This window comes from Nonomuraea sp. NPDC050227, from assembly GCF_044459705.1.
In the GTDB taxonomy this organism is placed as follows: Bacteria; Actinomycetota; Actinomycetes; order Streptosporangiales; family Streptosporangiaceae; genus Nonomuraea.
This window is the reverse complement of sequence record NZ_JBITJF010000010.1, coordinates 304,381-328,133: the sequence shown is the minus strand read 5'-3', so window position 1 is coordinate 328,133 and position 23,753 is coordinate 304,381. Positions and strand designations below refer to the sequence as shown.

22 protein-coding genes are annotated in these 23,753 nt (G+C 74.9%); 12 read left to right on the top strand and 10 right to left on the bottom strand.

Annotated elements, in window-relative coordinates; all coding sequences use genetic code 11:
* Positions 1 to 20: 20 nt before the first annotated feature.
* Together ACIBK9_RS35035 and ACIBK9_RS35030 are read left to right on the top strand one after the other, a co-directional pair.
* Positions 21 to 827, top strand: coding sequence for an alpha/beta fold hydrolase (locus ACIBK9_RS35035; RefSeq protein WP_397162915.1), 807 nt, complete (start codon positions 21 to 23; stop codon positions 825 to 827).
* Between the two features lie 22 nt (positions 828 to 849).
* Entirely contained in the window at positions 850 to 1,755 is a 906-nt protein-coding gene (locus ACIBK9_RS35030; RefSeq protein ID WP_397162913.1) for a MerR family transcriptional regulator, read from the top strand.
* On the opposite strand, the gene ACIBK9_RS35025 is transcribed toward ACIBK9_RS35030, so the two are convergent.
* Entirely contained in the window at positions 1,639 to 2,673 is a 1,035-nt protein-coding gene (locus ACIBK9_RS35025; protein WP_397162912.1) for an alpha/beta fold hydrolase, read from the bottom strand. The genes ACIBK9_RS35030 and ACIBK9_RS35025 overlap by 117 nt on opposite strands.
* Before the next feature lie 117 nt (positions 2,674 to 2,790).
* Here ACIBK9_RS35025 and ACIBK9_RS35020 point away from each other — a divergent pair, with 117 nt between their 5' ends.
* From ACIBK9_RS35020 to ACIBK9_RS35000, 5 genes are all read left to right on the top strand, one after another.
* Positions 2,791 to 3,390, top strand: a complete 600-nt coding sequence (locus tag ACIBK9_RS35020; RefSeq protein WP_397162910.1) for a helix-turn-helix domain-containing protein — start codon at positions 2,791 to 2,793, stop codon at positions 3,388 to 3,390.
* A 112-nt stretch (positions 3,391 to 3,502) separates the two neighbouring features.
* The gene (locus ACIBK9_RS35015) at positions 3,503 to 4,660 is read left to right on the top strand and encodes a glutamate--cysteine ligase (protein WP_397162908.1); all 1,158 of its coding nucleotides are present in this window, start codon (positions 3,503 to 3,505) and stop codon (positions 4,658 to 4,660) included.
* Positions 4,661 to 4,691: 31 nt separating this feature from the next.
* Positions 4,692 to 6,479, top strand: a complete 1,788-nt coding sequence (locus ACIBK9_RS35010; protein WP_397162907.1) for an N-acetylglutaminylglutamine amidotransferase — start codon at positions 4,692 to 4,694, stop codon at positions 6,477 to 6,479.
* On the top strand, positions 6,479 to 8,290 hold the full coding sequence (locus tag ACIBK9_RS35005; protein ID WP_397162905.1) for a S9 family peptidase: 1,812 nt from the start codon (positions 6,479 to 6,481) through the stop codon (positions 8,288 to 8,290). The genes ACIBK9_RS35010 and ACIBK9_RS35005 overlap by 1 nt, the downstream gene beginning before the upstream one ends.
* Before the next feature lie 55 nt (positions 8,291 to 8,345).
* Entirely contained in the window at positions 8,346 to 9,524 is a 1,179-nt protein-coding gene (locus ACIBK9_RS35000) for an amidohydrolase (protein WP_397162904.1), read from the top strand.
* 33 nt (positions 9,525 to 9,557) lie between these two features.
* Here ACIBK9_RS35000 and ACIBK9_RS34995 read toward each other — a convergent pair whose 3' ends face one another.
* From ACIBK9_RS34995 to ACIBK9_RS34960, 8 genes are all read right to left on the bottom strand, one after another.
* A complete protein-coding gene (locus tag ACIBK9_RS34995) occupies positions 9,558 to 9,929 on the bottom strand; it encodes a hypothetical protein (RefSeq protein WP_397162902.1) in 372 nt (123 codons plus the stop codon).
* 16 nt (positions 9,930 to 9,945) lie between these two features.
* A complete protein-coding gene (locus ACIBK9_RS34990) occupies positions 9,946 to 12,468 on the bottom strand; it encodes an ADP-ribosyltransferase (RefSeq protein WP_397162901.1) in 2,523 nt (840 codons plus the stop codon).
* A gap of 6 nt (positions 12,469 to 12,474) precedes the next feature.
* Positions 12,475 to 12,849 (bottom strand): hypothetical protein, encoded by a 375-nt coding sequence (locus ACIBK9_RS34985; RefSeq protein WP_397162899.1) that lies wholly within the window; start codon positions 12,847 to 12,849, stop codon positions 12,475 to 12,477.
* Positions 12,842 to 13,246, bottom strand: coding sequence for a YbaB/EbfC family nucleoid-associated protein (locus ACIBK9_RS34980; RefSeq protein ID WP_397162898.1), 405 nt, complete (start codon positions 13,244 to 13,246; stop codon positions 12,842 to 12,844). Before ACIBK9_RS34980 ends, ACIBK9_RS34985 begins: the two co-directional genes overlap by 8 nt.
* 136 nt (positions 13,247 to 13,382) lie before the next feature.
* Entirely contained in the window at positions 13,383 to 13,871 is a 489-nt protein-coding gene (locus ACIBK9_RS34975) for a hypothetical protein (RefSeq protein ID WP_397162897.1), read from the bottom strand.
* A gap of 35 nt (positions 13,872 to 13,906) precedes the next feature.
* A complete protein-coding gene (locus ACIBK9_RS34970; RefSeq protein WP_397162896.1) occupies positions 13,907 to 14,794 on the bottom strand; it encodes an alpha/beta hydrolase in 888 nt (295 codons plus the stop codon).
* A gap of 3 nt (positions 14,795 to 14,797) precedes the next feature.
* Positions 14,798 to 17,653 carry a LuxR C-terminal-related transcriptional regulator gene (locus ACIBK9_RS34965; RefSeq protein WP_397162895.1) on the bottom strand — a complete coding sequence of 952 codons (2,856 nt, stop codon included), beginning with the start codon at positions 17,651 to 17,653 and terminating at the stop codon, positions 14,798 to 14,800.
* A gap of 52 nt (positions 17,654 to 17,705) precedes the next feature.
* Entirely contained in the window at positions 17,706 to 18,056 is a 351-nt protein-coding gene (locus ACIBK9_RS34960) for a hypothetical protein (RefSeq protein ID WP_397162893.1), read from the bottom strand.
* A 91-nt stretch (positions 18,057 to 18,147) separates the two neighbouring features.
* Between ACIBK9_RS34960 and ACIBK9_RS34955 the strand changes: the two genes are divergently transcribed.
* Both ACIBK9_RS34955 and ACIBK9_RS34950 read left to right on the top strand, forming a co-directional pair.
* Entirely contained in the window at positions 18,148 to 18,990 is an 843-nt protein-coding gene (locus tag ACIBK9_RS34955) for a helix-turn-helix domain-containing protein (protein WP_397162891.1), read from the top strand.
* 74 nt (positions 18,991 to 19,064) lie between these two features.
* Complete coding sequence (locus ACIBK9_RS34950) at positions 19,065 to 19,676, top strand: dihydrofolate reductase family protein (RefSeq protein ID WP_358296868.1); 612 nt, start codon at positions 19,065 to 19,067, stop codon at positions 19,674 to 19,676.
* Here ACIBK9_RS34950 and ACIBK9_RS34945 read toward each other — a convergent pair.
* Complete coding sequence (locus ACIBK9_RS34945; RefSeq protein ID WP_397162889.1) at positions 19,673 to 19,798, bottom strand: hypothetical protein; 126 nt, start codon at positions 19,796 to 19,798, stop codon at positions 19,673 to 19,675. The genes ACIBK9_RS34950 and ACIBK9_RS34945 overlap by 4 nt on opposite strands.
* On the opposite strand from ACIBK9_RS34945, the gene ACIBK9_RS34940 reads away from it, so the two are divergent.
* The 3 genes from ACIBK9_RS34940 (at position 19,792) to ACIBK9_RS34930 (ending at position 23,687) form a co-directional block, all read left to right on the top strand.
* On the top strand, positions 19,792 to 21,699 hold the full coding sequence (locus ACIBK9_RS34940; RefSeq protein ID WP_397162887.1) for a sensor histidine kinase: 1,908 nt from the start codon (positions 19,792 to 19,794) through the stop codon (positions 21,697 to 21,699). The genes ACIBK9_RS34945 and ACIBK9_RS34940 overlap by 7 nt on opposite strands.
* Positions 21,696 to 22,349, top strand: coding sequence for a response regulator (locus ACIBK9_RS34935; protein WP_397162885.1), 654 nt, complete (start codon positions 21,696 to 21,698; stop codon positions 22,347 to 22,349). The genes ACIBK9_RS34940 and ACIBK9_RS34935 overlap by 4 nt, the downstream gene beginning before the upstream one ends.
* A 78-nt stretch (positions 22,350 to 22,427) precedes the next feature.
* Entirely contained in the window at positions 22,428 to 23,687 is a 1,260-nt protein-coding gene (locus tag ACIBK9_RS34930) for an alpha/beta hydrolase (RefSeq protein ID WP_397162883.1), read from the top strand.
* Positions 23,688 to 23,753: the final 66 nt, after the last annotated feature.

Below are 23,753 nucleotides of genomic sequence, written 5' to 3'. Positions count from 1 at the left end.
CAATGTCCCAGCATGGGGGCATGACCTCTCCGACCAGTACGAACCGCCCGCCGTCCGGCGAGCTGACCGCCCACCACGACGGCCTCACGATCCCGCTGTCCCGCGGCGGACGGGGCCGCCCGCTGGTGCTGTGCCCCGGGCTGAACTCGACCCGGGCCGACCTCGGCGAGCTGATCGAGCTGCTGCGGCGCGACCACGACGTGGTCACCTTCGACCTGCGCGGCCACGGCCGCACCCCGGCCGCGGACCGGTACTCCTTCGAGGCGTTCCTCGGCGACCTGGACGCCGTGATGGCCCGGGTGGGCCGGCTCGGCCTCGGCGAGCCCCCCGTGCTCGTGGGGTACTCGCTGGGGGCCGACCTGGCCGTGCACCACGCCGCCCGGCATCCCGGGGGCGTCGCCGGGCTCGTCCTGATCGACGGGGCGAACCCGGTGCCCGAGCCGTTCCTCACCGAGGACGTCCTGCCGGCGTTCCGGGCGATGTGGGCGGAGCTGGCCGCGCGGCAGCAGGCCCGGCGCGGCACCCCGCGCCAGGTGCTGCTCACCGCGCGGCAGATCCTCGACCTGAACGTCGAGATCGACGTGGTGCGGTCCGAGATCCTGTCCCGGTACCCGTTGATCGACCGGCCGATCAGCATGATCATGTCGACCTCGATGGCCGGCGAGGGCGGCCCCGCCGCGCGGTTCAACCGCAACTGGCGGGCCGGGATCGAGCGGCTCGTCCGGCGACAGCCGCGCATCGCCACGACGTGGCTCGACGCCGACCACGGGCTGGTCTTCACGCACGCCACCGAGATCGCCCGGATCATCCGGCAGGCGGCTTCTTGACGAGCTCTGGAAGGCTGGTCCCATGCTGACCATCGGCGAACTGGCCTCGTACGCGGGGGTGACCGTGCGGGCGGTGCGGCACTACCACGCCAAGGGACTGCTGCCGGAGCCCGAGCGCGACCGCCACGGCTACCGCAGGTACGACGCCGCCGCCGCGGTCGAGCTGATCAGGATCCGCACCCTCGCCGAGGCCGGGGTGCCGCTCGCGCGGGTGCGGGAGCTGCTGCGGGCCGGCGAGGAGGAGTTCGCCGCCGCGCTGGCCGACATCGACCGGCGGCTGCGCGCGGAGATCCGGCGGCAGCAGCGCCACCGGGCCCGGATCGCCCGGCTGGCCGCCGGGGACGGCCTGGCGCTGCCGCCGGAGGTGGTCGGCTACCTCGACCGGCTGCGGGCACTCGGCGTGGACGACCACATCGTCCAGGCCGAACGCGACGGCTGGATCCTGCTGGCCGCGCACTCGCCCGGACGCGTGCCGGAGTGGATGGCCCGCAAACGCGAGCAGCTCGACGACCCGGACTTCGTCGGCTTCTTCCGCAACCTGGGCCAGGCCCTCACCCGGTCCGCCGACGACCCGCGGCTGGAGGAGCTGGCCGACGAGCTGGCCGCCTGCCTCACGCGGCTGACCGGCGAGCGGGACGAGGTCTACGTCGACGACCTCGACGTGGAGCCGCAGTTCGTCCGGTTGATGGACGCCCTGGCGTTCGACGCCGTCCCGCCCGCCCGCCGGCTGATCGAGCTGCTGCGCCGGCGGGGCTGGACCGGCTGGAGCAAACTGGAACGGGTGGACCCGCCGTCCTGGTCGTCGGCCGGGTCAGCCGTCGAGGAACCGCTCCAGCTCCGCGGTGACGAAACCGGGGTTCTCCTCGACGAGCCAGTGCCCGGCGCGCGGGACGTCCACCGCGCGGACGATCCTGGTCAGGCGCGGTGACACCGTGGACCGGATCGCGTCGAGCTGCCCCTGGGCGGTCATGAGCAGCGCCGGGACGCGTACCGGGGCCGCCGCCGTCGTGTCGCGCACGTCCTGGTCCAGCGCGCGGTAGAGCTCGAAGCCGGCTGACAGGGCCTGTGGCCGGCTGTAGGTGCGGGCGTACTCGGTGATCTCGGCGTCGGTGAACGGGGACCGCTGCGAGGTGCCGCCGAACGCCGTTCCGCCGTAGGAGACCTGGGGGTAGAACAGCGCCAGGTACTCGCGGACGTCGTCGCCCACCACCGCCTCGGGCACCCGGCGCTGGGAGTGGAAGGCGATGTGCCAGCTCAGCGACCGGTACGTGGCCGCGTCGACGGCCGGGCCGGGCAGCGGCAGGTCCAGGTAGCCGAGGCGGGCGGTGTCGGCGGGGAACCGGCTCGCGTACTGGAACGCCACCGCGGCGCCGAAGTCGTGGCCGACGACGGCGGCGTCCCGGATCCCGAGCCGCCCGGCGATCAGCTGGTGCACGTACCGCGCCAGCGTGGCCTTGTCGTAGCCGGTGGGCGAACCTTCGCTGTCGCCCAGCCCCGGCAGGTCCACGGCGTAGACGGTGTGGTGCCGGGCCAGGTCCGGCATGATCGGCCACCAGCCGTACCAGGTCTGGGGCCAGCCGTGGATCAGCACCACCGGCGTGCCGGTCCCGCCCTTCACGTAGTGCATGCGCACGCCGTCCACGTCGGCGAACTCGTGCCGGAACGTCGTGCCGAAGCGCGGGTCGTCCTGGGTGGCGGTGGTGTAGGAGGCGGCGGGCGGGGGAGCGGCGGCGGGCGTCGAACAGGCCGTGGCGCCGAGCGCGAGCAGGAGGGCGAGCGCGACGGTCGCGGCCGTGCGCGCGGATCGGGCGAGACGGCCCGGCGACGGCCGTGGAGCGGTGGTCATGTGGTCCTGTCCTGAGGAGAGTGGCGGGGTCGACGGCCGGTGCTGCCGTCGATCAGTGTGGGATCGATCCGACCAGCAGCCCGCCGATCTGGCACGAAAACTTGCGATTATGGCAAGATGGCCGTCGTGCACGACGACATGGACGAGGTGCTGGGCGCGGTGGGGCCGCGCCTTCGGGCCCTGCGTCGTCACCGCGGCATCACCCTGGCCGAGCTCGCCACCACGACCGGAGTCTCGGAGAGCACGCTGTCCCGGCTGGAGAGCGGGCAGCGCCGGGCCACGCTGGAGCTGCTGCTGCCGCTGGCCCGCGTCTACGACGTCCCGCTCGACGACCTGGTCGGCGCCCCGCGCACCGGCGACCCCCGGATCCACCTCAAGCCGATCACCCGGTTCGGGATGACGTTCGTGCCGCTGTCCCGGCGGCCGGGCGGGGTCCACGCGTTCAAGATGATCATCCCCGCGCGGCCGGAACCGCTCGAACCGGCCCCGCAGACCCACGACGGCTTCGAATGGCTCTACGTCCTGACCGGAAGCCTGCGGCTCGTCCTCGGCGACCGCGACCTCATGCTGCCGGCCGGCGAGGCGGCCGAGTTCGACACGTCCATGCCCCACTGGCTGGGCAGCGCCGACGGCGGCACGGTCGAGCTGCTCATCCTGTTCGACCCGCAGGGCATGCGCACCCACATCCACGCCGACCCCCACCGGCACTCTCACTGAGCGTCCGACAGGCCGTATTCGCGGCCTGACCTTCATTTGTGGAGGTCAAGAGGTGCTGAAGCGCGTTTTCGGGGGAGAAGGGGGTGGCTTCGAATGCCTGATGATGGGAGTGGTGACCGTGGAGGGGTCCGGGGGAGCGATCCGGGTCGGTGTGGAGGAGGAGTACCACATCGTCGACGCGACCACACGCCGGGTGACCGCGCGGGCGGGGGCGCTGCTGAGCGCGCTGCCCGAGGAGAGCTTCACGCACGAGCTGCAGCGGTCGATGGTCGAGGCCAACAGCGCGCCGTTCCTGGCCCTGGACGACCTGGCCCGCGACGTGTGCCGCCTGCGCCGCAAGCTGATCTCCGCCGCCGACGAGCTGGGGCTGGGGATCGCGGCGGTCGGCACGCCGCAGCTGGCCGACCTCGACGAGGTGAAGGTCTTCCCCGACCAGCGATACGAGAAGATGCTCAGCGACTTCCAGGTGCTGACCCGTGAGCAGCTCATCTGCGGCACGCACGTGCACGCGGAGGTGCCCGACCCGGACCTGGCGGTCGCGGTGGCGCACCGGCTGACGCCCTGGCTGGCGCCGTTGCTGGCACTCAGCGCCAGCTCGCCGTTCTGGGACGGCGCCGACACCGGCTACGCCAGCTACCGCACGCTGGTGTGGCAGCGGTGGCCGACGACGGGGCCGATCGGCAAGTTCGGCTCGGCGGCCGAGTACCAGGAGATGGTGCGGGGTCTGATCCGGTCCGGGGTGATCAGCGACGCGGGGATGCTCTATTTCGACGTCCGGCCCTCGCAACACGTGCCGACGGTGGAGCTGCGCATCTGTGACGCCTGTCCCCGGGTGGAGGACGTCGTGCTGATCGCCGGGCTGTTCCGGGCGCTGGTGGCCAGGGAGGTGGCCGCGGCGCGCCGCGGCCCCGGGCCGGAGGTGCAGGTGGAGGCGGCGCGCGCGGCGACCTGGCAGGCGGCCCGGTGGGGGCTGGAGGGCGACCTGGTCGATCCGGTGGAGGGCGTGCCGCGCCCGGCCAAGGAGGTGGTCGAGGACCTGGTGACGGGCCTGCGCCCGCAACTGGAGGCGGCCGGCGACTGGGAGCTGGTGACCGGGCTGACCCGGCAGGTCCTGCAGACGGGCACGTCGGCGGCCCGCCAGCGGGCGGCGTACGCCGAGCGGGGCAGCCTGGCGGACGTGGTCGACCTGGTGCTCAGCGAGACCCGCACCTGCGAGTGGGACCGGCCGACGGGCGACCACGACCTCCCCTCGTGCCGGCCGGCGGCCTGATGGCCGGCCTCGGCGGGACGGGGGTGCTGGCATGTGCGGGCTGAGCGGCGAGTTCAGGTTCGACGGCGCGGAGGCCGACATCGGCGCGGTGGGCCGGATGACCGACGCCATGCACGACCGCGGGCCGGACGGCTCCGGCCTGTGGGCGCAGGGGGCCGTCGCGATGGGCCACCGGCGGCTCAAGATCATCGACCTGTCGGAGAAGGCGGCCCAGCCGATGGTGGACGCCGGGCTCGGCCTGGCGGTGGTGTTCAATGGCTGCCTGTACAACTACCGCGAGCTGCGCGAGGAGTTGCGCGGCGCGGGCTACCGGTTCTACTCCACCTCCGACACCGAGGTGCTGCTCAAGGCGTACCACCGGTGGGGCGCCGGGTGCGTCGGCCACTTCAAGGGCATGTTCGCCTTCGCGATCCACGAGCGGGACAGCGGCCGGCTGGTGCTCGGCCGCGACCGGCTCGGCATCAAGCCCATGTACGTCAGCCACGACGCCCGCCGCCTGCGCTTCGCCTCGACGCTGCCCGCCCTGGCCGCGGGCGGCGGCCTGGACACCGGCATCGACCGGGTGGCGCTGCACCACTACATGACCTTCCACTCGCTCGTGCCCGGCGAGCGCACGATCCTCGCGGGCGTGCGCAAGCTGCCGGCGGCCACCGTGCGGGTCGTCGAGGCGGACGGCACGAGCACCGACCACCGCTACTGGGACCCGCCCTACACCCGCTCCGCGATGCCCGAGCACGCGGGGCTGAGCGAGCAGGAGTGGCGCCGGGCCACCCTGGACGCCCTGCGCACGGCGGTGCGCCGCCGGATGGTCGCCGACGTGCCGGTCGGCGTGCTGCTCTCCGGCGGCCTGGACTCCAGCCTCATCGTGGCGCTGCTGGCCGAGGAGGGGCAGAGCGGCCTGACCACGTTCAGCATCGGCTTCGAGGCGGCCGGCGGCGAGCAGGGGGACGAGTTCGCCTACTCCGACCTGGTCGCCGGCCGGTTCGGCACCGACCACCACCGCATCCGGATCCCCGGCGACCGCCTGCTGGACGGGCTGGAACGCGCGGTGGGCGCCATGAGCGAGCCGATGGCCAGCCACGACTGCGTCGCCTTCTACCTGCTGTCGCAGGAGGTCGCCCGGCACGTGAAGGTCGTGCAGTCGGGCCAGGGCGCCGACGAGGTGTTCGCCGGTTACAGCTGGTTCCCGCCGCTGGCGGGCGTGCCGCGCGAGCGGGCGGCCGAGGTCTACTGCAGGGAGTTCGCCGACCGCCCGCACCAGGAGCTGTCCGGCGTCCTGGCCCCCGGCTACCTGCTGGACCGGGACGTCAGCGGCGACTTCGTCCGGGAGCACGTGGCGCGGCCGGGCGCCGACACCGCGCTCGACGCCGTGCTGCGCCTGGAGACCACGGCCATGCTGATCGACGACCCGGTCAAACGCGTCGACAACATGACCATGGCCCACGGGCTGGAGGCCCGCACGCCGTTCCTCGACCACGACCTGGTCGAGCTGGCCGCCGCCTGCCCCGACGGGCTCAAACTGGCCCACGGCGGCAAGGGCGTGCTCAAGGACGCCGCCCGCCGGCTGCTGCCCGCGCGGATCGTCGACCGGCCGAAGGGCTACTTCCCGGTGCCCGCCGTCCGGCACGTCGAAGGGGCCCTGCTCGACCTCGTCCGGGACGCCCTCACCAGCGGGGCCGCCCGCGCGCGGGGCCTGTTCCGTCCGGAGTTCGTGCGGCGGCTGCTGGCCGACCCCGAGTCCGACAGGGCGACGACCGGCGTCAACACGCTGTGGCAGATCGGCCTGCTCGAACTGTGGCTCCAGGCCCACCAGATGTGATGCCGGACATCCTCGGCGACCTGTCGCACCTGCCGTCGGCCGCCGCGCTGCGCGCCTGGAACTGCCGCCGGCCCGCGCTGGCGCCCGACAACAGCGCCGTGGCCTTCGTCGGCGACCAGGACGGCGTGCCCCGGGTGTGGGTCCAGCCGCTCGGCGCGGATCTGGACGCGTGGCCGGTCGACACCGGCCACCACCCGGTCGTGGACGTGAGCTGGGGGCCCACGGGGGAGCACCTGGCGGTCCTGGTGGCGCCGGGCGGCGGCGAGCACACGCAGGTGTGGACCGTGCGCCCGCACGGCGGCGAGCTGCGGCCGCTCGCCGTCCCGCCGCACGGGTCGGCCGCGCTCGTCCGCTGGACCGGCCGGGGCGAGTCCGTCCTGGTGGCCGAGACCTCCGCCGCCGGCCTGACCAGGGCCGAGCTGGCCGACGCCGTCACCGGCGCCCGCCAGGTCATCGCCGCAGGCGAGCTGCTGTGGCCGGCCGCGGTCAGCCGCGACCACGCGCGCATGCTGCTCCGGCGCGGGCCGCGCGGCCTGCGCCGGATGTACGCGGCCGACGCCGTCCCGGGTCACCCGCCGGGCGGCGAGCGCGACCTGCTGCCCGGTCTGCCCGGCTCGACCGACCAGGGGGTCCTGTCGCCCGACGGGGAGATCGCCTACCTGGTGTCGGACGCGGGCCGCGACCGGGCCGCGCTGCTGGCGGTGCGGCGCAACGCCTATCCCGTCGTGCTGGCCGAGCGGCCGGACGCCGAGCTGGACCGGTTCGCGCTCAGCGCCGACGGCCGCCGCGGCGTCCTGCTGTGGAACGAGCACGGCCGCTCGGCGCTGGACGTCGTGGAACTGCCCGCCGCGCACGTCCGGCCGCTGCCGCCGCCGCCCGCCGACGTGGTCACCTCGGTTCGGGTCGCCTGGGACGGCCGCACGGCGGTGCTCGCCGCCGAGGGGCCCGAGGAGCCCTCGCACGTGCTGCTGTGCGACCTGACCTCCGGGACGTACCGGTACGCCGCCGGGGCCGGGCGGCTCCCGGTCGCCACCGGCGCCGAGCTGCTGCGCTTCCCCGCCCGCGACGGGCTGGAGCTGGCCGCCTGGCTCTACCGTCCGGCGCACGTCCACGGGCCCGCGCCGTTCGTGGTGTCGCTGCACGGAGGGCCGGAGGACCAGGAACGCCCCACCTTCAACCCGCTCTACCAGAACCTCCTGGCCGCCGGGATCGGGGTGCTGGCGCCCAACGTGCGCGGTTCGGGCGGGTACGGGCGGGCCTTCCGCCAGGCCGACGACCTGGCGCTGCGCTTCCGCGCGGTCGAGGACGTCGCCGACTGCGCCGCCGCGCTGGTGCGGACGGGCGCGGCGGACCCGTCCAGGCTCGCCTGCATGGGCTGGTCGTACGGCGGCTACCTGACCCTGGCCGCCCTCGTCACCCATCCGCACCTCTTCCGCGCGGGCGTGAACATGAGCGGCATCGCCGATTTCGCCACCTTCTACGCCCGTACCGAACCGTGGATCGCCTCCGCCGCGGTGTCCGAGTACGGGCACCCGGAGGCGGACCGCGACCTGCTGCACGCCCTGTCCCCGCTGCGCGCCTTCGACCGGCTGGCCGCCCCGCTCCTGGTCGTGCACGGGACCCAGGACACCAACGTGCCGGTGCACGAGGCCCGGCAGGCGTTCGGGGCGGCCCGCGCCCGCGGCGTGCCCTGCGACCTGCTGCTCTTCGAGGACGAAGGCCACGAGATCCGCAACCGCGCCAACCGCATCAGCCTCGTCTCCAAGGTGCTGAACTGGCTCGACGAGCACCTGCGGCCCGCCCCGCATTGATCGGGCGGCCGGACGCGTCCATCATGGTGCCCCACCGGCACGGAAGGACCCGCTCGTGACCGACCTCGACTCCCGGCTGCGCGCCTGGCGGCACGACCTGCACCGGCGGCCCGAGCCCGCCTTCGCCGAGCACGCGACCAGCGCCTACCTCGCCGCGGCGCTGGAGGCGGCGGGCCTCGACGTCGTCACCGGCGTCGGCGGCACCGGCGTCGTCGCCTCCCTGACCAGGGGCGGCGCCGGCCGGGCCGTCGGGCTGCGGGCCGACATGGACTGCCTGCCGCTCGACGAGCCGGGCACGCACGCCCACGTCTCCCGCAACCCCGGCTTCATGCACGCCTGCGGCCACGACGGGCACATGGCGATGCTGCTCGGCGCCGCCGCCGTCCTGGCCGCCGAGGGCGGCTTCGAGGGAACCGTCCGGTTCGTCTTCCAGCCCGCCGAGGAGCCCGGCCGCGGCGCGCGGGCCATGCTCGACGACGGCCTGCTCGCCCGCTTCCCCGTCCAGGCCATGTACGGACTGCACAACTGGCCCGGCGTCCCCGCCGGCCACTTCCTGACCCGCGCCGGGAGCATCATGGCCGGCGAGGACAACTTCGAGATCCGCATCCGGGGCCGCGGCGGGCACGCCGCCCGCCCGCACATGGTCGTCGACCCGATCGTGGTGGCCGCGGAGATCGTCCTGGCCCTGCAGACGGTCGTCGCCCGCAACGTCGACCCCGCGCTGCCCGCCGTGGTGTCCTGCACCGACATCAGCACCGACGGCGCGCGCAACGCCATCCCCGGCGAGGTCGTCATCAGAGGGGACACCCGCAGCTTCGCCCCCGCCGTCGCCGCGCTCCTGGAGGACCGGATCCGGCGGCTCTGCGAGGGCATCGGCGCCGCCCACGGCGCGACGTGCGCCGTCACCTACACCCACGAGTTCGCGCCGACCGTCAACGACCCCGCCTGCGTCGCCGCGGCGGTCGAGGCGGCCGTCGCGGTCGCCGGCGAGGACGGCGTCGACCCCGACTGCGCGCCCGTCATGCCGAGCGAGGACTTCGGCGTGTTCGCCGGGGCCGTGCCGGCCTGCTTCGCCTTCCTCGGCAACGGCACCGAACCCGGCCGGGGCGGCGACCCGCTGCACAGCAGGGAGTACGACTTCAACGACGCCGTCCTGCGGACGGGGACGGACTTCTACGTCACGCTGGCGCGCCGCGCCCTGCCCGCCGGCGCTCCCGCGGCGCCTGCTCGGTGAGGCCCGGTCCGCGGGCGGCCCCGCGGCGGGACGTCACGCGGCCGCGGCCAGCTCCTCCAACGCGCGCAGGGACGGCAGCTCGAACGGCTGCCGCACCGGAACCTGGCCGGCGCGCGCGTCCTCGGCCTCGCCCGCCCAGTGCCGCAGCGCCTCCAGCGGGGCGACGCCGTTGGCCTTGGCCCAGCGCAGCCGCCGGGTCCAGACCACGGCGGCGTCGAAGGCGGCGTCACCGGCCTGCTCGCGCGGCACGTACTGGGCCGCGTCGTCCGTGGCGGCGGCCCACAGGTAGCCGATCACGGCGCCGTCCTTGAGCACCGGGACGTAGCGGACCGCGGCCGTCGTCGTGCGGGCGTAGGAGTCCGGGGCGTGGACGGTCCGGAACTCGGGCTGGTCCTTCAGCGACACCTCTTCGTCCTTCCCGTCAGCCGCCGGCCTCCGGCGGCAGCACCCAGGCGTAGACGAGCCATCGGCCGTCCTTCCGCTGCACGTCCTCGGCGTACCACGATACGCCGGTGCCCAGGAGCATCTCCCTCTCCTGGTGCCGGCTGATCAGGTCCAGGTAGAAGGCGGGGGTGCCTTCGGGCACGCGCAGGTGCAGTTCCACGTGCCCGGCCCCGGGGGAGGCGGGCCCGTCGCCGATGCTCGTCGAGAAGAAGGCGGGGTCTCGTTGCACGGTTCCCGCCAGCTCCTGGACGGGCACGGTGAACAATTTCGGGGTCAGCCGCAGCGTCCGGAACACGTCGATCGTCTCGGGGACCGGCCGGTATTCCATGATCTCCTGCAGCAGCTCGATCTCCGCGATGATACGTGCCTTGTTCTTGGCGACCTCCTCGGGCGTCAGGCCCTCGATGGAGGAGTCGCCGTACCGCAGGTAGTCGTTCATCCCCAGGTAGCCGCCCTCGGAGTACTCCTTGGCCGCCGTGCGCTTGGCTTCGGACAGCCCGGCGGCCACGTCCGACCAGACGGCCTCGCCGAACGAGGGCGAGACCACACGGGAGCCGAAGGGCGCGTCCACGGGGACGTGCGGCGCGGGCGCGGTGTAGTACAGACCCGATTCGGTACGGCGGATCGTCTGCCCCAGCGACGGGTTCGGCCCGTCGGCGACCAGCCCCGAGTACGCGGGCGGCGCGCCGCCCTTGCCGTGGGGCAGGGCGGACGGGGACAGGTCGCCGGAGCGCGCGTCGAAGTCCACCGGGGGCTTGACCCGGCCGGCCGTGTCCGGCGCGGTGTAGTGGTCCTTCGGCGGGGCGGCGGACGGTCCCGCGTCCTGGTGGTAGAGGCCCAGGATGTCCGGCAGGGCCTTGGCCAGGGCGGGATGCAGCTTGTCCGCGTTCGCCATCGAGGTGAGCTCTTTCAGCGTGAACCACTGGGCGCCGCTGGTCTCGAACGTGTCGAGCTTCGGAGCGAACATCGGCCCGTCGGCGGCCAGGTTGGTGTACGTCCAGCTGTCGTCCCCGACGTGCACGGCGTGCTCGCCCTTGAGCCGCAGCTCGTCCAGGTAGACCTGGTCGACGCCCAGCTCCTCGCTGATCTCCCGGGCCGCGCCGTGCACGGGGCTCTCCAGGCTGTCGAGCGCGCCGCCCGGCAGCTGCCACTTGCCGGCGTTGGAGACCAGCTCGCTCTGCTGCATGAGCAGGTAACGCGGCTCGCCGTGCGGGTCGATGCCCCGGATCAGCACGCCCGCCGCGCCGTACTTGCCCCATTGGCCGCCGCTCACGTAGCCGTCGCCGGACTTGCCGGGGTTCTCCAGGATCCGGAACGGTCCCTGCGGCTTGGCGGCGCCGCCGGGCAGGACGCCCCCGCCCGCGTGGGAGGCGGCGGGCCCGTCCGCGGCCCGCACGTCGTTGAGGAGGGCGTCGAAGTCGTGCCCGCCGCCGAAGGACGGGTCCTGCTTGGCGGCCGCGCCGGCCAGCGCGGTGCTCTCCGGCCAGTGCCCGGACGGAAGCCCCGCCGAACCGTCCGCGTAGTACGACGACGACGTGGGCTGGTGGTCGTAGGAGTGGTACGCGCTGTTCAGCCACTCGGGGGGAAGCGTGGCGGCGGAACCCGGGTCCACGCCGGACTTCACCGCCGAATTCACCGCTGAATTCACTGGGGAGTTCACCGGCGGGCCGGCGTCGGGCTTGACGTGCGCTCCCGGGCTCCAGCTCGCCCAGTGCGCGTCCGCGCCGCCCAGCACGCCGGAGGTGAGGCTCTTGAGCAGCCTGTCCGGGTCGAACGGCTGCCCGCTGTAGACCTGCGTGGTCACGTCCGTGGCCATGCCGGCCAGGCCCGAACGGCCCATCAACCCGAGCATCGACCGAGGGGGCAGGATGCCCGTGAAGCCCGTCAGGAAGGCGCCCAGGAGGGCGCCCGTGCCGGCCGACGTCATGACCTGGTCCCAGTCCACGTGATCGCGCCGGGACTGCGTGGCCTGCACCCCGAGGTCCATGCCGCCCATCAGGCCGCCGAACAGCCCGATGTTGATCAGCAGCCGTTTGCCGAGCTGGGCGATGGCCAGCCGGGTGAGCTGGATCCGCGAGCCGGCCAAGGCCATCGCGGCCGGTCCCCAGGGGCCGGCCGCCGCGGCCAGCAGCCAGATGAGCTGCAGGATCAGGAACCAGACCGAGACCTCGATCATCCGCTTGGTGTACTGCACCTGGACGCCGAGATCGTTGTAGTGCAGGGCGGCCGAGACGAGCTCCTTGACGAGCTCGGCCAGCATCTGATCGGGCCCCTCCTGGACGTACCTGACGAACTCCCGCAGCGCGTCGCCGTCCCAGTCGTCGCCCAGCCGGGTGTAGACCGCCACGCCCCGCGCCTCCAGGACGCCCCGCGCGGTGGACGCGCACGCGTCGGCGAGCCGGAAACAGCCGTCCTCGTCACCTTCGGGCCAGTCCATGCCGACGGCGTAGCCGATGAACGGCTTCGCCCAGTCAGGGACGAGGAAACCGTCGAACCCCAAGGAGGCTCACATCCCCGGCAGACTCGGCGGAGACGGCGCCTGGCCGTCGAGGGGCGGGGCCTGATACCCGGCGCCCTGGGTGTCCGGGCCTTCAGCGTCCTCGTAGTTCCTCGCGTTGCCCCGGAGCCCGTCCCGCACGTTCTCCACCGCCTGGATGTAGGCGTCGAAGGCGAGCAGGACGGTGCTCTCGATCCTGTACTGGTTCTTCTCCAGCTCCCTGCCGTAGTGGTCGTCGCCCAGCGGGTTGCCCTCGCGGTAGAAGACGGCGCCCAGCGCGCTGTACAGGTCCCGCAGGGCGGTGGCGCTGGCGTCGGCCTGCGCGGAACGCTGCCGCAGACCGCTGAAGACCGCCTTGTATCCCTGGCCGCGGGTGTCACTCATGCGCCGCGCCGTCCTCCGGCGGAAGCCGCACGGGCTTCGGCAGGAACGACTCGATGCCCGCCCCCTCGCCCAGCACCTCCTCCAGAGGCAGCCCCTGCGGCATGAACGGCGTCATGAGCTCCTTCGTCCGGTCCGCCACCTGCTCGGTGGCGGCGCCGATCTGCTCCATGATCGAGCGGGCGAGCTGCGACGGCGCGAGCCTGCGGTACACCCGGGGGTCCAGCGCGATGTCCTGCACCTGACCGCGCGGCCCCACCGTCACGCTGACCAGGCCGTCGCGGCTCTGCGCGGTCGCCACCAGCTCCGACAGCTTGCCGTACGCCGTCCGCAACTCGCGGGCCTGCCGGTTGTACTCCCTGGCCAACGCTTCGACTGTCAGCCCGAACTCGTCGCTCAAACGGCGTACCTCTCGTACCAGGGGCCTGCTTCTGCCACAGCTGTAACGCGGAGGCCCTACCGTACTAAATCTCTTTACGGACGGAAAACGAGCAGTTCAGGGCATCCGAAACCCCTCCACCGACGGGCCGGCGGGGTCAGCCGGCCTCGCGCCGGCCCCTCCACACCTCCGTGACGGGACCGTCCGGCAACGCGACGTCCAGCCGCCGGCACCACGGCCCCGGCGGCGTCCATCCCCAGGCGGGTTCGAAACTGACGCTCAGCCGGCGGGCCGAGCGCGGGACCACCCCGCCGAGCTGGCGACTCCCGTGCACGGCCCTGACGCCCTTCCGGTCGAAGCCGCCGTTGTTGTGGCCGGCGTAGTCGGTGCCGAGGTCGTCCTCGGCGGACAGCATCCAGTACCAGAAGAACGACCCCTTGCTGTCCGCCTCCTCGTCCCGAACCCCCGGGACGAACTCGTAGTGCAGCAGCCCGCCGGCCTCCGACAGCTCCAGCCCGCGGGCCACCACGTGGTGGCCCTCCACCAGCTCCCCGAGGTCGATGTCGAAGACGATGTCGAGACGCCTCGACCCGTCCCTCTCGGCGAAGTAGGCGTCGGTGGCCGTACGCGGCGGGATGCTGATCATCGACCAAGTGTCGGGCATATCGGCGAGTTCGCCGGTCAGCGGTCGCCAGGGGTCGTGTGCGCGAGGACGGCGGTGGCCAGTTCTTCGTGCACCTCCGGCGGCAGCGTGTGCCCCAGGCCCTCCACCATCATCAGCCGCGCCCCCGGCACCTGCTCGGCGATGAGCGCGCCATGACCTGGCTTGGCCACCTCGTGGGTGCCCTCGATCACCAGCGTCGGCGCCTTGACCTGGTGCAGCACGCCCACCGGCTCGAAATCGGGCTTGGCGCCCGCCGCCAGCCGATGGTTGACCGTCGCCGACAGGTCGCGCGCCCGGTCGTAGATGCGCTCCTGCAACCGGCGCGCCGCGTCCTCGTCGAACGGCAGCCCGGTCCCGTGCAGCAGACGCTGCTCGGCGATCATGCCCTCGATCGCCGCCCGCCGGTCCTGCGGCGGCGGCGACGCGATCAGGGTCTGGTAGAAGGCCACGAACTCCGGCAGCGGCACCGGCAGGCTGCCCTCCGGCTGCGGCTGGCCCAGCAGCGCCCGCATGATGACCTGCCCCTCGCCGCCGCCCAGCGGCGAGGAGCCGATGACCGTCAGCGACCGCACCCGCTCCGGCCGCTCCACCGCGACGAACTGCCCCAGCAGCCCGCCCGCCGAGTGGCAGACCAGATGCGCGCTGTCCAGGCCGTGCGCGTCCATCACCCGGTAGACGTCGTCCTTGATGTCGTCCCACGTGTACGGGTGCGCCGCGAAGTCGACCGTGTCCGACATGCCGGTGTCACGGTGGTCGTACCGGATCACCCGGCGGCCGCCCGCGGTCAGCAGCCCGACGAACTCGTCCGGCCACAGGACGCCCTGCGACATCGAACCCATGATCAGCAGGATCGGCTCGTCGGTGGCGGCGCCGAACTCTTCACTCCAGATGTTCACGTTTTGCATGCCTCACAGCTTGCCCGGCCCGGCTACGGGCGCCTTCTGTAGAACTACTAGCCGCGCCAGATCAGTACGGGAGCCGATGCCGAGCTTCGGATAGATCTTGTACAGGTGGTACTCGACCGTCCGCGGGCTCAGGAAGAGCTGGGCGGCGATCTGCTTGCTCGACAACCCGTCGGCGACCAGGCCCGCGATGCGCAACTCCTGCGGGGTCAGCGCGTCGAGCACGGCCGCGGGCGGCGCCTGCCCGCTCTCGCCCGCGGCCCGCAGCTCCTCCTGCGCGCGCCGCGCCCACGGCCGCGCGCCCGCCCGTTCGAACGTCTCCCACGCCATCCGCAGATGCGCCCGCGCCTCGCCGGGACGTTGCCCGCGACGCAACCGCTCACCCAGCAGCAGGGCCGTCCTGGCCGCCTCGAAGGGGTTGGTGTGCAGCCGCAGCGCCTCGTCGAAGGCGTCCTCGCGCGCTTCGGCCAGGCCCCGGCAGCGCGCCAGCAACGCGCGTGCCTCGGGCGTCGCCGCGTGCCGCGACCCCCGTTCGTACGCCTCCAGCGCCGCCCGCGCGCCCGCCTCGTCGCCCGCTCCGACGGCGGCCTCGACGCGGTCGGGGGTCGTCCGCCAGACGACCGCCGGATGCCCGGTGCCCGGCCCGGCCGCGGCGATGGCCGCGAACCGGTCGCGCGCCGCCGCGTGCCGGCCCAGGCACAGGTCGAGCATCGCCCGCGCGTACGCCGCCACCCCCGCGCGCAGCCCCACCCGATGGGGGACGGCGATGGCCAGCGCCGCGCGGGCCTGCCGCTCGCAGTCCTCCTCCTCGCCGCGCAGCGCCGCCACGACCGCCAGGTTGGCCAGGTGCGCGGCCACCGTGTTCTCGTAACCGGCCTCGCGGGCCAGCTCCAGGCCCTCCTCCGAGAGGGCCTGGCTGCGCGCCAGCCGCCCGGCCAGCCGTTCGGCGGTCGCCACGAACTCCAGCACGACCGGCAACTGCCCCGCCATGCCCGACACCCTGGCCACCTGCCCGGCCCGGTCGCTGAGCTCGGCGGCCAGGTCCGTCTCGCCGAGCTGGCTGGCCGCGGCCGCCGCCCACAGGTGGCCCGCCGGGTCCGCCAGCTCACCGGCCCGCGCCAGCGCCCGGCGCAGCAGTCCGGGCCCGGCGGCGTCGCCGCCCAGGGTCAGGCCGATGCCGGCCACCGTGTCCCGCAGGAAACCCTCCGGGTGCGCGGCGGCCCGGCGGCCGAGCTCGACGATCATCGCGGTGTCGCCGACGTACGCGGCCGCCTCGGAGGCGTCGGCCAGCATGTCCAGGCTGTCGCCCGCCGCCAGGATCCGCACGGCCTCGGCGGCGTTGCCCGAGTTCAGCTCGAACCGGCCGCGGAGCTGGGCGATCTCCATGGTCACGGCGACGTCGCCGCCGGCCCGTTCGCGCGCCTCGGCCAGCAGCGACTCCGCCTGGCCGGGACGGCCGCCGAGCCAGGCCGCGACGGCGGCGTCCTTCAGCCGGACGGCCCGTTCGCGCGGCTCGGGGGTCAGCTCGGCGGCTCTGGCCAGGGCGGTGGCGGCGGCGCCGTACCCGCCGCGGTCGCGGGCCCGGCCGGCGGCGGCCACCAGCGCGGCGGCGACCTCCTCGTCCTGGCCCAGGGCGGCTCCGGCCAGGTGCCAGGCGCGGCGGTCGTCGGCGGTCAGCTCCGCCAGGACGGCGTGCGCCCGGCGCACCTCGGCCGGAGCGGCCGCCTCGTGCACCGCGGAACGGATCAGCGGGTGGCGGAAGCGCACGCCGGCGCCCGACACCTCCGCCAGCCCGCCCTCCTCCAGCTCGGCCAACGCCGCCCGCCCGGCCTCCGCCTCCGCCTCCGCCGCAGACTTCGCCTCCGCCTCCGCCGCAGACTTCGCCTCCGCCTCAGATCTCGCCCGCGCCTCAGACTTCGCCTCCGTGGAAGCCGATGTCTTCGCGGAGGCCGATGTCTCCGTGGAGGCCGGCGCGGGGTGGCCGTCCCGCGTGCCGGGTCGGCCCGCGCGTTCGGCGAGGAGCCGGCCGGTGGCGCGCAGGACCACGTCGAGGTCGCCCTCGACGGCGGCGACCAGGGCGGCCAGCCGGGCGGCGGCGGACAACGCGGCCACCCGGTCGCCGAACAGCCGGGCGCCGCCGGGCAGCGGGTCGGGCAGCGGTTCGCGTCCGGCGAGCTGGGCGGGCGTCAGACGGGCGGCGATCTCGCGCAGGGCGAGCGGGTTCGCGCCGGTCAACGTGACCAGCTCGCGCCGCACCTGGGTGGGCAGCGCGCCGTGGCGGGAGGACAGCAGCTCGTCCGCGGCGGCCTCGGCCAGGCCGCGCACCTCCACCGTCAGCGGCACGCCCTTGACCGCGGCGTCCCCGCGCACCGCGAGCAGCATCGCGACGCGTTCGGTCGCGAGCCGCCTGGCGGCGAACAGCAGCGCGTCGGCCGAGGCCCGGTCGACCCACTGGAAGTCGTCCACCACGCAGACCAGCCCGTCCGGCGCGGCGGCCTCGACCAGCAGCGAGAGCACGCCGGCCGCCAGCAGGAACCGGTCACCGGCGCCCCCGGCCGCCAGCCCCAGGGGCGCGCGGACGGCGAGGCGCTGCGGCTCGGGCAGCGCGTCGAGCACGCCGGGCGAACCGGCCACCGGCCACAGAAGCTGATGCAGCGCCGCGAACGCCAGGTCGGACTCCGACTCGACGCCGGTGAGCCGCAACACCCGCATCGCGCCGCCGCGCGCGGCCGCCGCGTCGAGCAGGGCCGTCTTGCCCGCCCCCGCCTCGCCGCGCAACACCACCGCGCCGCCGGCGCCGTCGCGGGCGCGCGCGATCACCTCGTCGAGAACGCTGATTTCCGCAGATCTGCCGTAGAGCACAAGCCCCTACCCTAGGCGCGCGGCCCGGCCCGCCGAGCCCCGGAGACCGTCCCTACGTGAGCAACCACGCAGGCCACCAGGGCAGGACGAGAAGGAGCTGCGGCCACAGCCGCCGGGCGGCCCACGGCAACCGCGAGAGCAACTGGACCGGCAGGGACAGCAGCGCCGACCCGACCGACACGGCCGGGAAGAGCACGAACCTGCTCAGCACCCAGACGGCGCCGGCGAAGCCCTCACCCGCGCTCAGGTCACCCGCGCAGTAGACGTGCGCGTGCGCCACCAAGGAGACCTCGTACCAGGTGCCCGCGGTCGCGCACGCGATCGCGGCGACGGCCGGGAACGCGGAGCCGAAGGCCCAGCGAACACCCCTGGCCCCGGACGACGGCCTGCTCCGATCGGTCACGCCGACATCGAAGCAGACCGGTTTGCGGCCGATGCACACCCGAGGTGAAGATTCGGTGCAGGGCCCCGATCACCTCGGCCACACTGGTCCCATGGAATACGTCGGACGGGTGCCCGCGCCGCCGCTCGACCGGTTCATCGACGACATCTACTGCCTGACCGGGGTGCCGCGACACCGGCTGATGAACGTCCCGCCGATGCCGTCGGGACACCTGTTCGTCAACCTGGGCGACCCCGCCCGCCTGTGGGACTCCGACCCTTCCGTGCCGCCGGCGGTGTTCGCCGACGGCTGGTTCATGGGGATGTGGACCAGGCGGTTCCGCTACGAGTACCCCGCCCGGGTGCGGCTGGTCGGGGTGCACTTCAAGCCGTGGGGGATGACGCCGTTCGTCGGCGTGCCGGCGGGCGAGCTGCGCGACCGGTGGGTGCCGGCCGACGCCCTCTGGCAGCGGTCCCTGGGCCGGATCCGCGACCGGGCCGGCGACCTCGCCTCGGCCGCCGGCGTCCTGCGGGTGGTGGAGGAGGAGCTGCGGGCGCGGTTCGCGGGGACGGCGTCGCGCAATCTCGACCTGGTCCGGCACGCGGGCGGCCGCCTGGCGGCCACGTACGGCGCGGTCCCGGTCGGCGCGCTGGCCGACGCCGCCGGGGTGAGCGGCAACCACCTGGCCGCGCAGTTCAAGTCCCATGTCGGCGTCACCCCGAAGCGGGTGGCCCGGATCTACCGCTTCGCCCGGCTGATCCTGTCGGTGGACGCGTCGCGCCCGGTCGACTGGACGGCGCTCGCCCACACGGCGGGCTACTTCGACCAGGCCCACTTCAGCAGGGAGTTCAAGGACTTCACCGGCCACACCCCGACCGAGTACCTGGCCCTGCGGCGCCGCTTCCCCGCCGAGCCGGGCTTCCCGCCGGACGGCGGCCCGATGCCCGCCGATTGATTTTCTACAAGCCCGGCAGCCCTCCGGGACGGCAGGATCGCAGGCGTACTTCTGACGAGGACCGAGGAGACCCTGTGGGCGCAGTGATCATGAACAGCGCGGTGTCGGTGGACGGCTTCATCGCCGACGGCAACGACGACGTCGGCCCCCTCCACGACTGGTACTGGAACGGCGACACCCCGCTCACGCTGGGCGACGACCCGGACTACGACCATTCCGGCGCGGGCGGCCGCTTCAGGGTCTCCAAGGCGTCGGCGGAGTACGTCCGGCCGATCTGGGAGTCGGTCGGCGTGATCATCATGGGCCGCACCCTGTTCGACCTGGTGAACGGCTGGGAAGGACGGCCGCCCGCGGGGGAGCACGTGGTCGTGGTGTCTCACCGGCCCAAGCCCGAGGGCTGGCACCCCGAGGCGTCCTACCATTTCGCCGCCGACGTGACGGCCGCCGTCGCCCGGGCCCAGGAGCTCGCCGGGGACCGGGTCGTCAGCGTGAACGCCGGCGACGTCGGCGGCCAGCTGCTCGCGGCCGGTCTCGTGGACGAGGTGGCGATGGACGTCGTGCCGGTGGTGTTCGGCTCCGGCAAGCCCTACTTCGGCCGCGTCGCCGGGCAGCACCTCCTGGCGGACCCGCACGTGGTCGTCCAGGGCGAGGGGGTGCTGCACCTGCGGTACAAGGTGCGCCGCTAGTCGCGGCCGACGATCCGCGCGAGGTCCCTGCGGAACGCCGACCCGTCCAGCGACGGGTGGCTCATCCGCCGGTCGGCCAGGATCGCGGCCGATCCGCGGAAGCTAGCCTGACGCCGTGACATCCGTTCTGCTGTGGTGCGCGCTCGTCGGCGTGGCCCTCCTGTACGGCGCGGCCGTCCGCGGCACGGCCGGGATCACGATCGCGGTCGCCGCGGCTCTGGTGGCGGCGGCGACGGCCGTCGCGGCGGCCCGCGGCTGGCCGCCGCAGGCGCTGGCGGGCGTGGCGCTGGTGGCGGGCGGCGTGGGCGCGGTCGTCTGGGCGTTCGGGCGGGCGCACCGGCGGGGCCGGACGCGGCGGGCGGCCCTGGCCGCGCACCGGGCGGCGCGATCGCGGGCGGCCGCGGCCGTGGCGGACGCCGTGCGCCTCAGGATGGCCGCCGAACTGCACGACACCGCCGCCCACCGGCTCACCGGCATCGCGGTGGCCGCGGCGTCCGCGCTGCACGTGGCCGACCCGGCGATGCGGGAGTCCGCCCTGCGCCACGCCGGGGACGCCGCCCGCCTGGCCCGCGCCGAACTGGCGGGCGCGCGGGAGGCCGTCCGCGACCTGCCGGCGATCGACGCCCTGGTCGCCGACCGGCATGGGCCAGGCGCGGACCTCGGCCGGGTCGGCTACCGCAGGACGGCCGCCGCCGCGCCGCCCGAGGTCGCGGCGGCCGCCTACCGGGTGGTCCAGGAGGGCCTCACCAACGCCGCGCGGTACGCCGGCGGCGCCCGGGTGGACGTCGCCGTCCTCGGCGAACCCGGCCGGCTGACCGTCGAGGTGCGCGACACCGGCGGCGCGCGGAAGCACGACGACCTGGGCACCGGCCACGGCCTGTCCGGGCTGGCCACGACCGTGGCGGCCTGCGGCGGCACGTTCACGGCGGGCCCGGACGCCGGCGGCTGGACGGTCCGGGCCGCCTTCCCCGCCCCCGCCGGGCCGCCCCCGTTCCGGCGGGCGTGGTGGCGCGGGCGGCGGGCCTGGGACGCGGCGCTGGCCGGGCTCGCCGTCGCGTTGACGATGGGGGCGAGCCTGCTGCCGGGAGGCACTCCGGCGCCGCGGGAGTTCCTCGTGCTCGGCCCCCTCTTCGTCCTGCACGCCCTGCCTCTGTGGTGGCGGGTGCGGCGGCCCGCGTGGAGCCTGGCCGCGATGTTGTCGATCCATCCGGTGGCGATGGCGGGCCTGACTGCGACCCCCGCGGGCGACCTGTTCCTCTGGGCGTGGTGGGTGGAGCTGGCCCAGCTCTACGCCTTCGGCGCCCACCACCCCAGGCGCCGGGGCGTGCTCGCGATCCTCGCCGTCGGCCTGGTGGGCGGCCTCGCGCTGGCCCTCGGGCCGGGCATCGCCGGCGACCGGACGGCCGCCTGGGCGGTGCTCGCCACGGCCGTGGCGCTCCTGTCGGCTCCGGCGTGGGCGGCGGGCGTCCTGGTCGGCCGGGCGCGGGCGCGGCGGCGGGCGGCCGCGACCGCCGAACGCGACCTGCTGGCCGGCCGGCTGGCGGACGTGGCGCGCGGCGAACGCGAGCGGATCGTCGAGGGCCTGCGCAGCACGGCGGCCCGGCACGCGGACGCGGTCGTCGCGGCGGCCGGGAAGGGCGACCTGGCGGCGGTGCGCGACGCCGCCCGCGCCGCGATCGACGCGCTCCGGCGGCTGCTGGACGAGCTGCGCCGCCCCGCCGGATCCGACGGCCCGCCGCCGACGCTCGCCGGGCTGGAGCTGCTGGCCGCCCGGCGGCAGTCGGGCGTCCGCCACCTCGGCGACCCCGGCGGCCTGACGCCGGAGCTGGAGGTCGGCGTGTTCCGGGCCGTCGAGGAGCTGGCCGGGGACCGGATCACCGTGTCGTACCTGCCCGACGGCGTGCTCGTCGAGGGCACGGCGGCCCGGCGCGCCCGCCGCCGGCTGCACACCCTGGCCGACGGGTACGGCGGGACGCTGGCCACCGGCGGCCCGGACGACGTGCGGGTATGGTTGCCCGGATGATCAGGGTGATCGTCGTCGACGACCAGGCGGTGGTCCGGGCCGGGATCGCCGCGGTGCTGGCCGCCGAACCCGACCTCGACGTGGTCGGGCAGGCGGCCGACGGCGAGTCCGCCGTGGCGCTCGCCGCCGAGCTGCGCCCGGACGTGGCGCTCATGGACGTCCGGATGCCCGGCCTCGACGGGCTCGCCGCCACCGCCCGGATCACCGCCGGCACGCCGGGCACCCGGATCGTCGTGCTGACCACGTTCGGCCTGGAGGAGTACGTGTTCGGCGCGCTGCGCGCGGGCGCGTCCGGGTTCCTGCTCAAGGACGCCGAGCCGGCGCGCGTCGTGGACGCGGTGCGGGTGATCGCGCGCGGCGACGCGCTGCTCGACCCGGTGATCACCCGGCGGCTGCTCGAACGCTTCGCCGCGGCCGCCGACCCCGGCCCGCCCGCGCGGCCCGACGGGCTCACCGCCCGCGAGCGCGAGGTGCTCGGGCACGTCGCGCGCGGGCTGTCCAACGCCGAGATCGCCGCCGTCCTGGCGCTCAGCCCGGCCACGGTCAAGGATCACGTGGCGGCGATCCTGGCCAAGCTGGGCGTGCGCGACCGGCTGCACGCGACCATCCACGCCTACGAGTCCGGCCTGATCCGTCCCGGGGCCGGCTGACCCCCGCCGCGTGGCGGGGGCACGGTTCGGTCGCCGGCAGGAGGAGACGCGGCGCGCGCATTCCTAACGTTGTGGCACATGAAACGTGTGTCAGGCGCGATCCTGCTGGTGGGCGCCGAGATCGCCGCGGTCGCCGCCGGGGCTCTGGTCTTCCTGCTCGTGGCGGCCGTGACGGCCGCCGTGCCGCTGTTCGCGGGGGCGGGGGTGCTCGCCGTCGCCGCCGTCTCCTGGCTGCTCGGACGTCCCGCGCTCCGCCTGCTGGGGCTGCCCCGGCTGGTGCCGCCCTACGTGGTGGTGAACACCGTGGCGGTCACCGCCCTCGCCGGGCTGGCGGCCTTCCGGCCCTTCCCCGTCCCGCCGCCGGCCGCGACGCCCGCCGGGGTCGCGTACTGGCAGCTCCCGACGGGCTCCCGGCTCGCCTACGTCAAGCTCGCCGGATCCGGCACGGCCGGCCGCCCGCCCGTGATCTTCCTGCACGGCGGCCCGGGCACGCCAGGGGAGGGGCTGCCGGAGGGCAGCGAGGAGCTGGCCGCCGCCGGGTTCGACGTCTACGCCTACGACCAGCTCGGCGCCGGCCGCTCGACCCGGCTGGCCGACCCGTCCGGGTACACGGTCGCCCGCCACGTCGCCGACCTGGAGGCCGTCCGCCAGGCCATCGGCGCCCCGAAGATCGTCCTGGTGGGCAGGTCGTGGGGCGGCACCCTGTCGGCCGCCTACCTCGCCGCCCACCCCGACCGGGTGGCCAAGGCCGTGCTCACCTCGCCGGGCGCGATCTGGGAGCCCGCCTTCCCCGGCGGCGTCGGCAGCCCGTGGGACGGCCTGCCCGCCCCCCTCCAGGCCCAGGCCGACGCGCTGACGAGCTCCCCGCGCATGCTGGTCCAGTCGTTGCTCCTGGGGGTGAACCCGGCCGCGGCACGGGCGCTGGTGCCCGACGCCGAGGCCGACGCCCGGATGCGCGCGCTGCTGCTGGTGGCCAAGGACGCCACGGGCTGCGCGGACGCGAAACCCGCCCCCGTGCACGGGAACCTGCCCGGCTTCTACAGCAACCAGGTCACCGCCGAGGACGCCGCCGCCGTGCCCGACCCGCGGCCCCGGTTGCGCGGGGTACGGGTGCCGGTGCTCATCATGCGCGGGCAGTGCGACTACCTGAAGTGGGAGGTCACCTACGACTACCGGCGCACCCTGCCGGACTCGACCCTGGTGTACGTCCCGGGCGCCGGCCACTCGATCGCCAACGGCCGTCCCGACCTCTACCGCGGCCTGATCCGCGCCTTCCTCCTCGACCGCCCGCTGCCCGTCCCCGCCTACACCGGCGCCACCGATCCCGCCCGATCCTAGACGCCGCCGCGCGTTCCGGGATCGGTGATCTTAGGATGCGGGTGACTCAGGGCTCCGCCGGGCGGC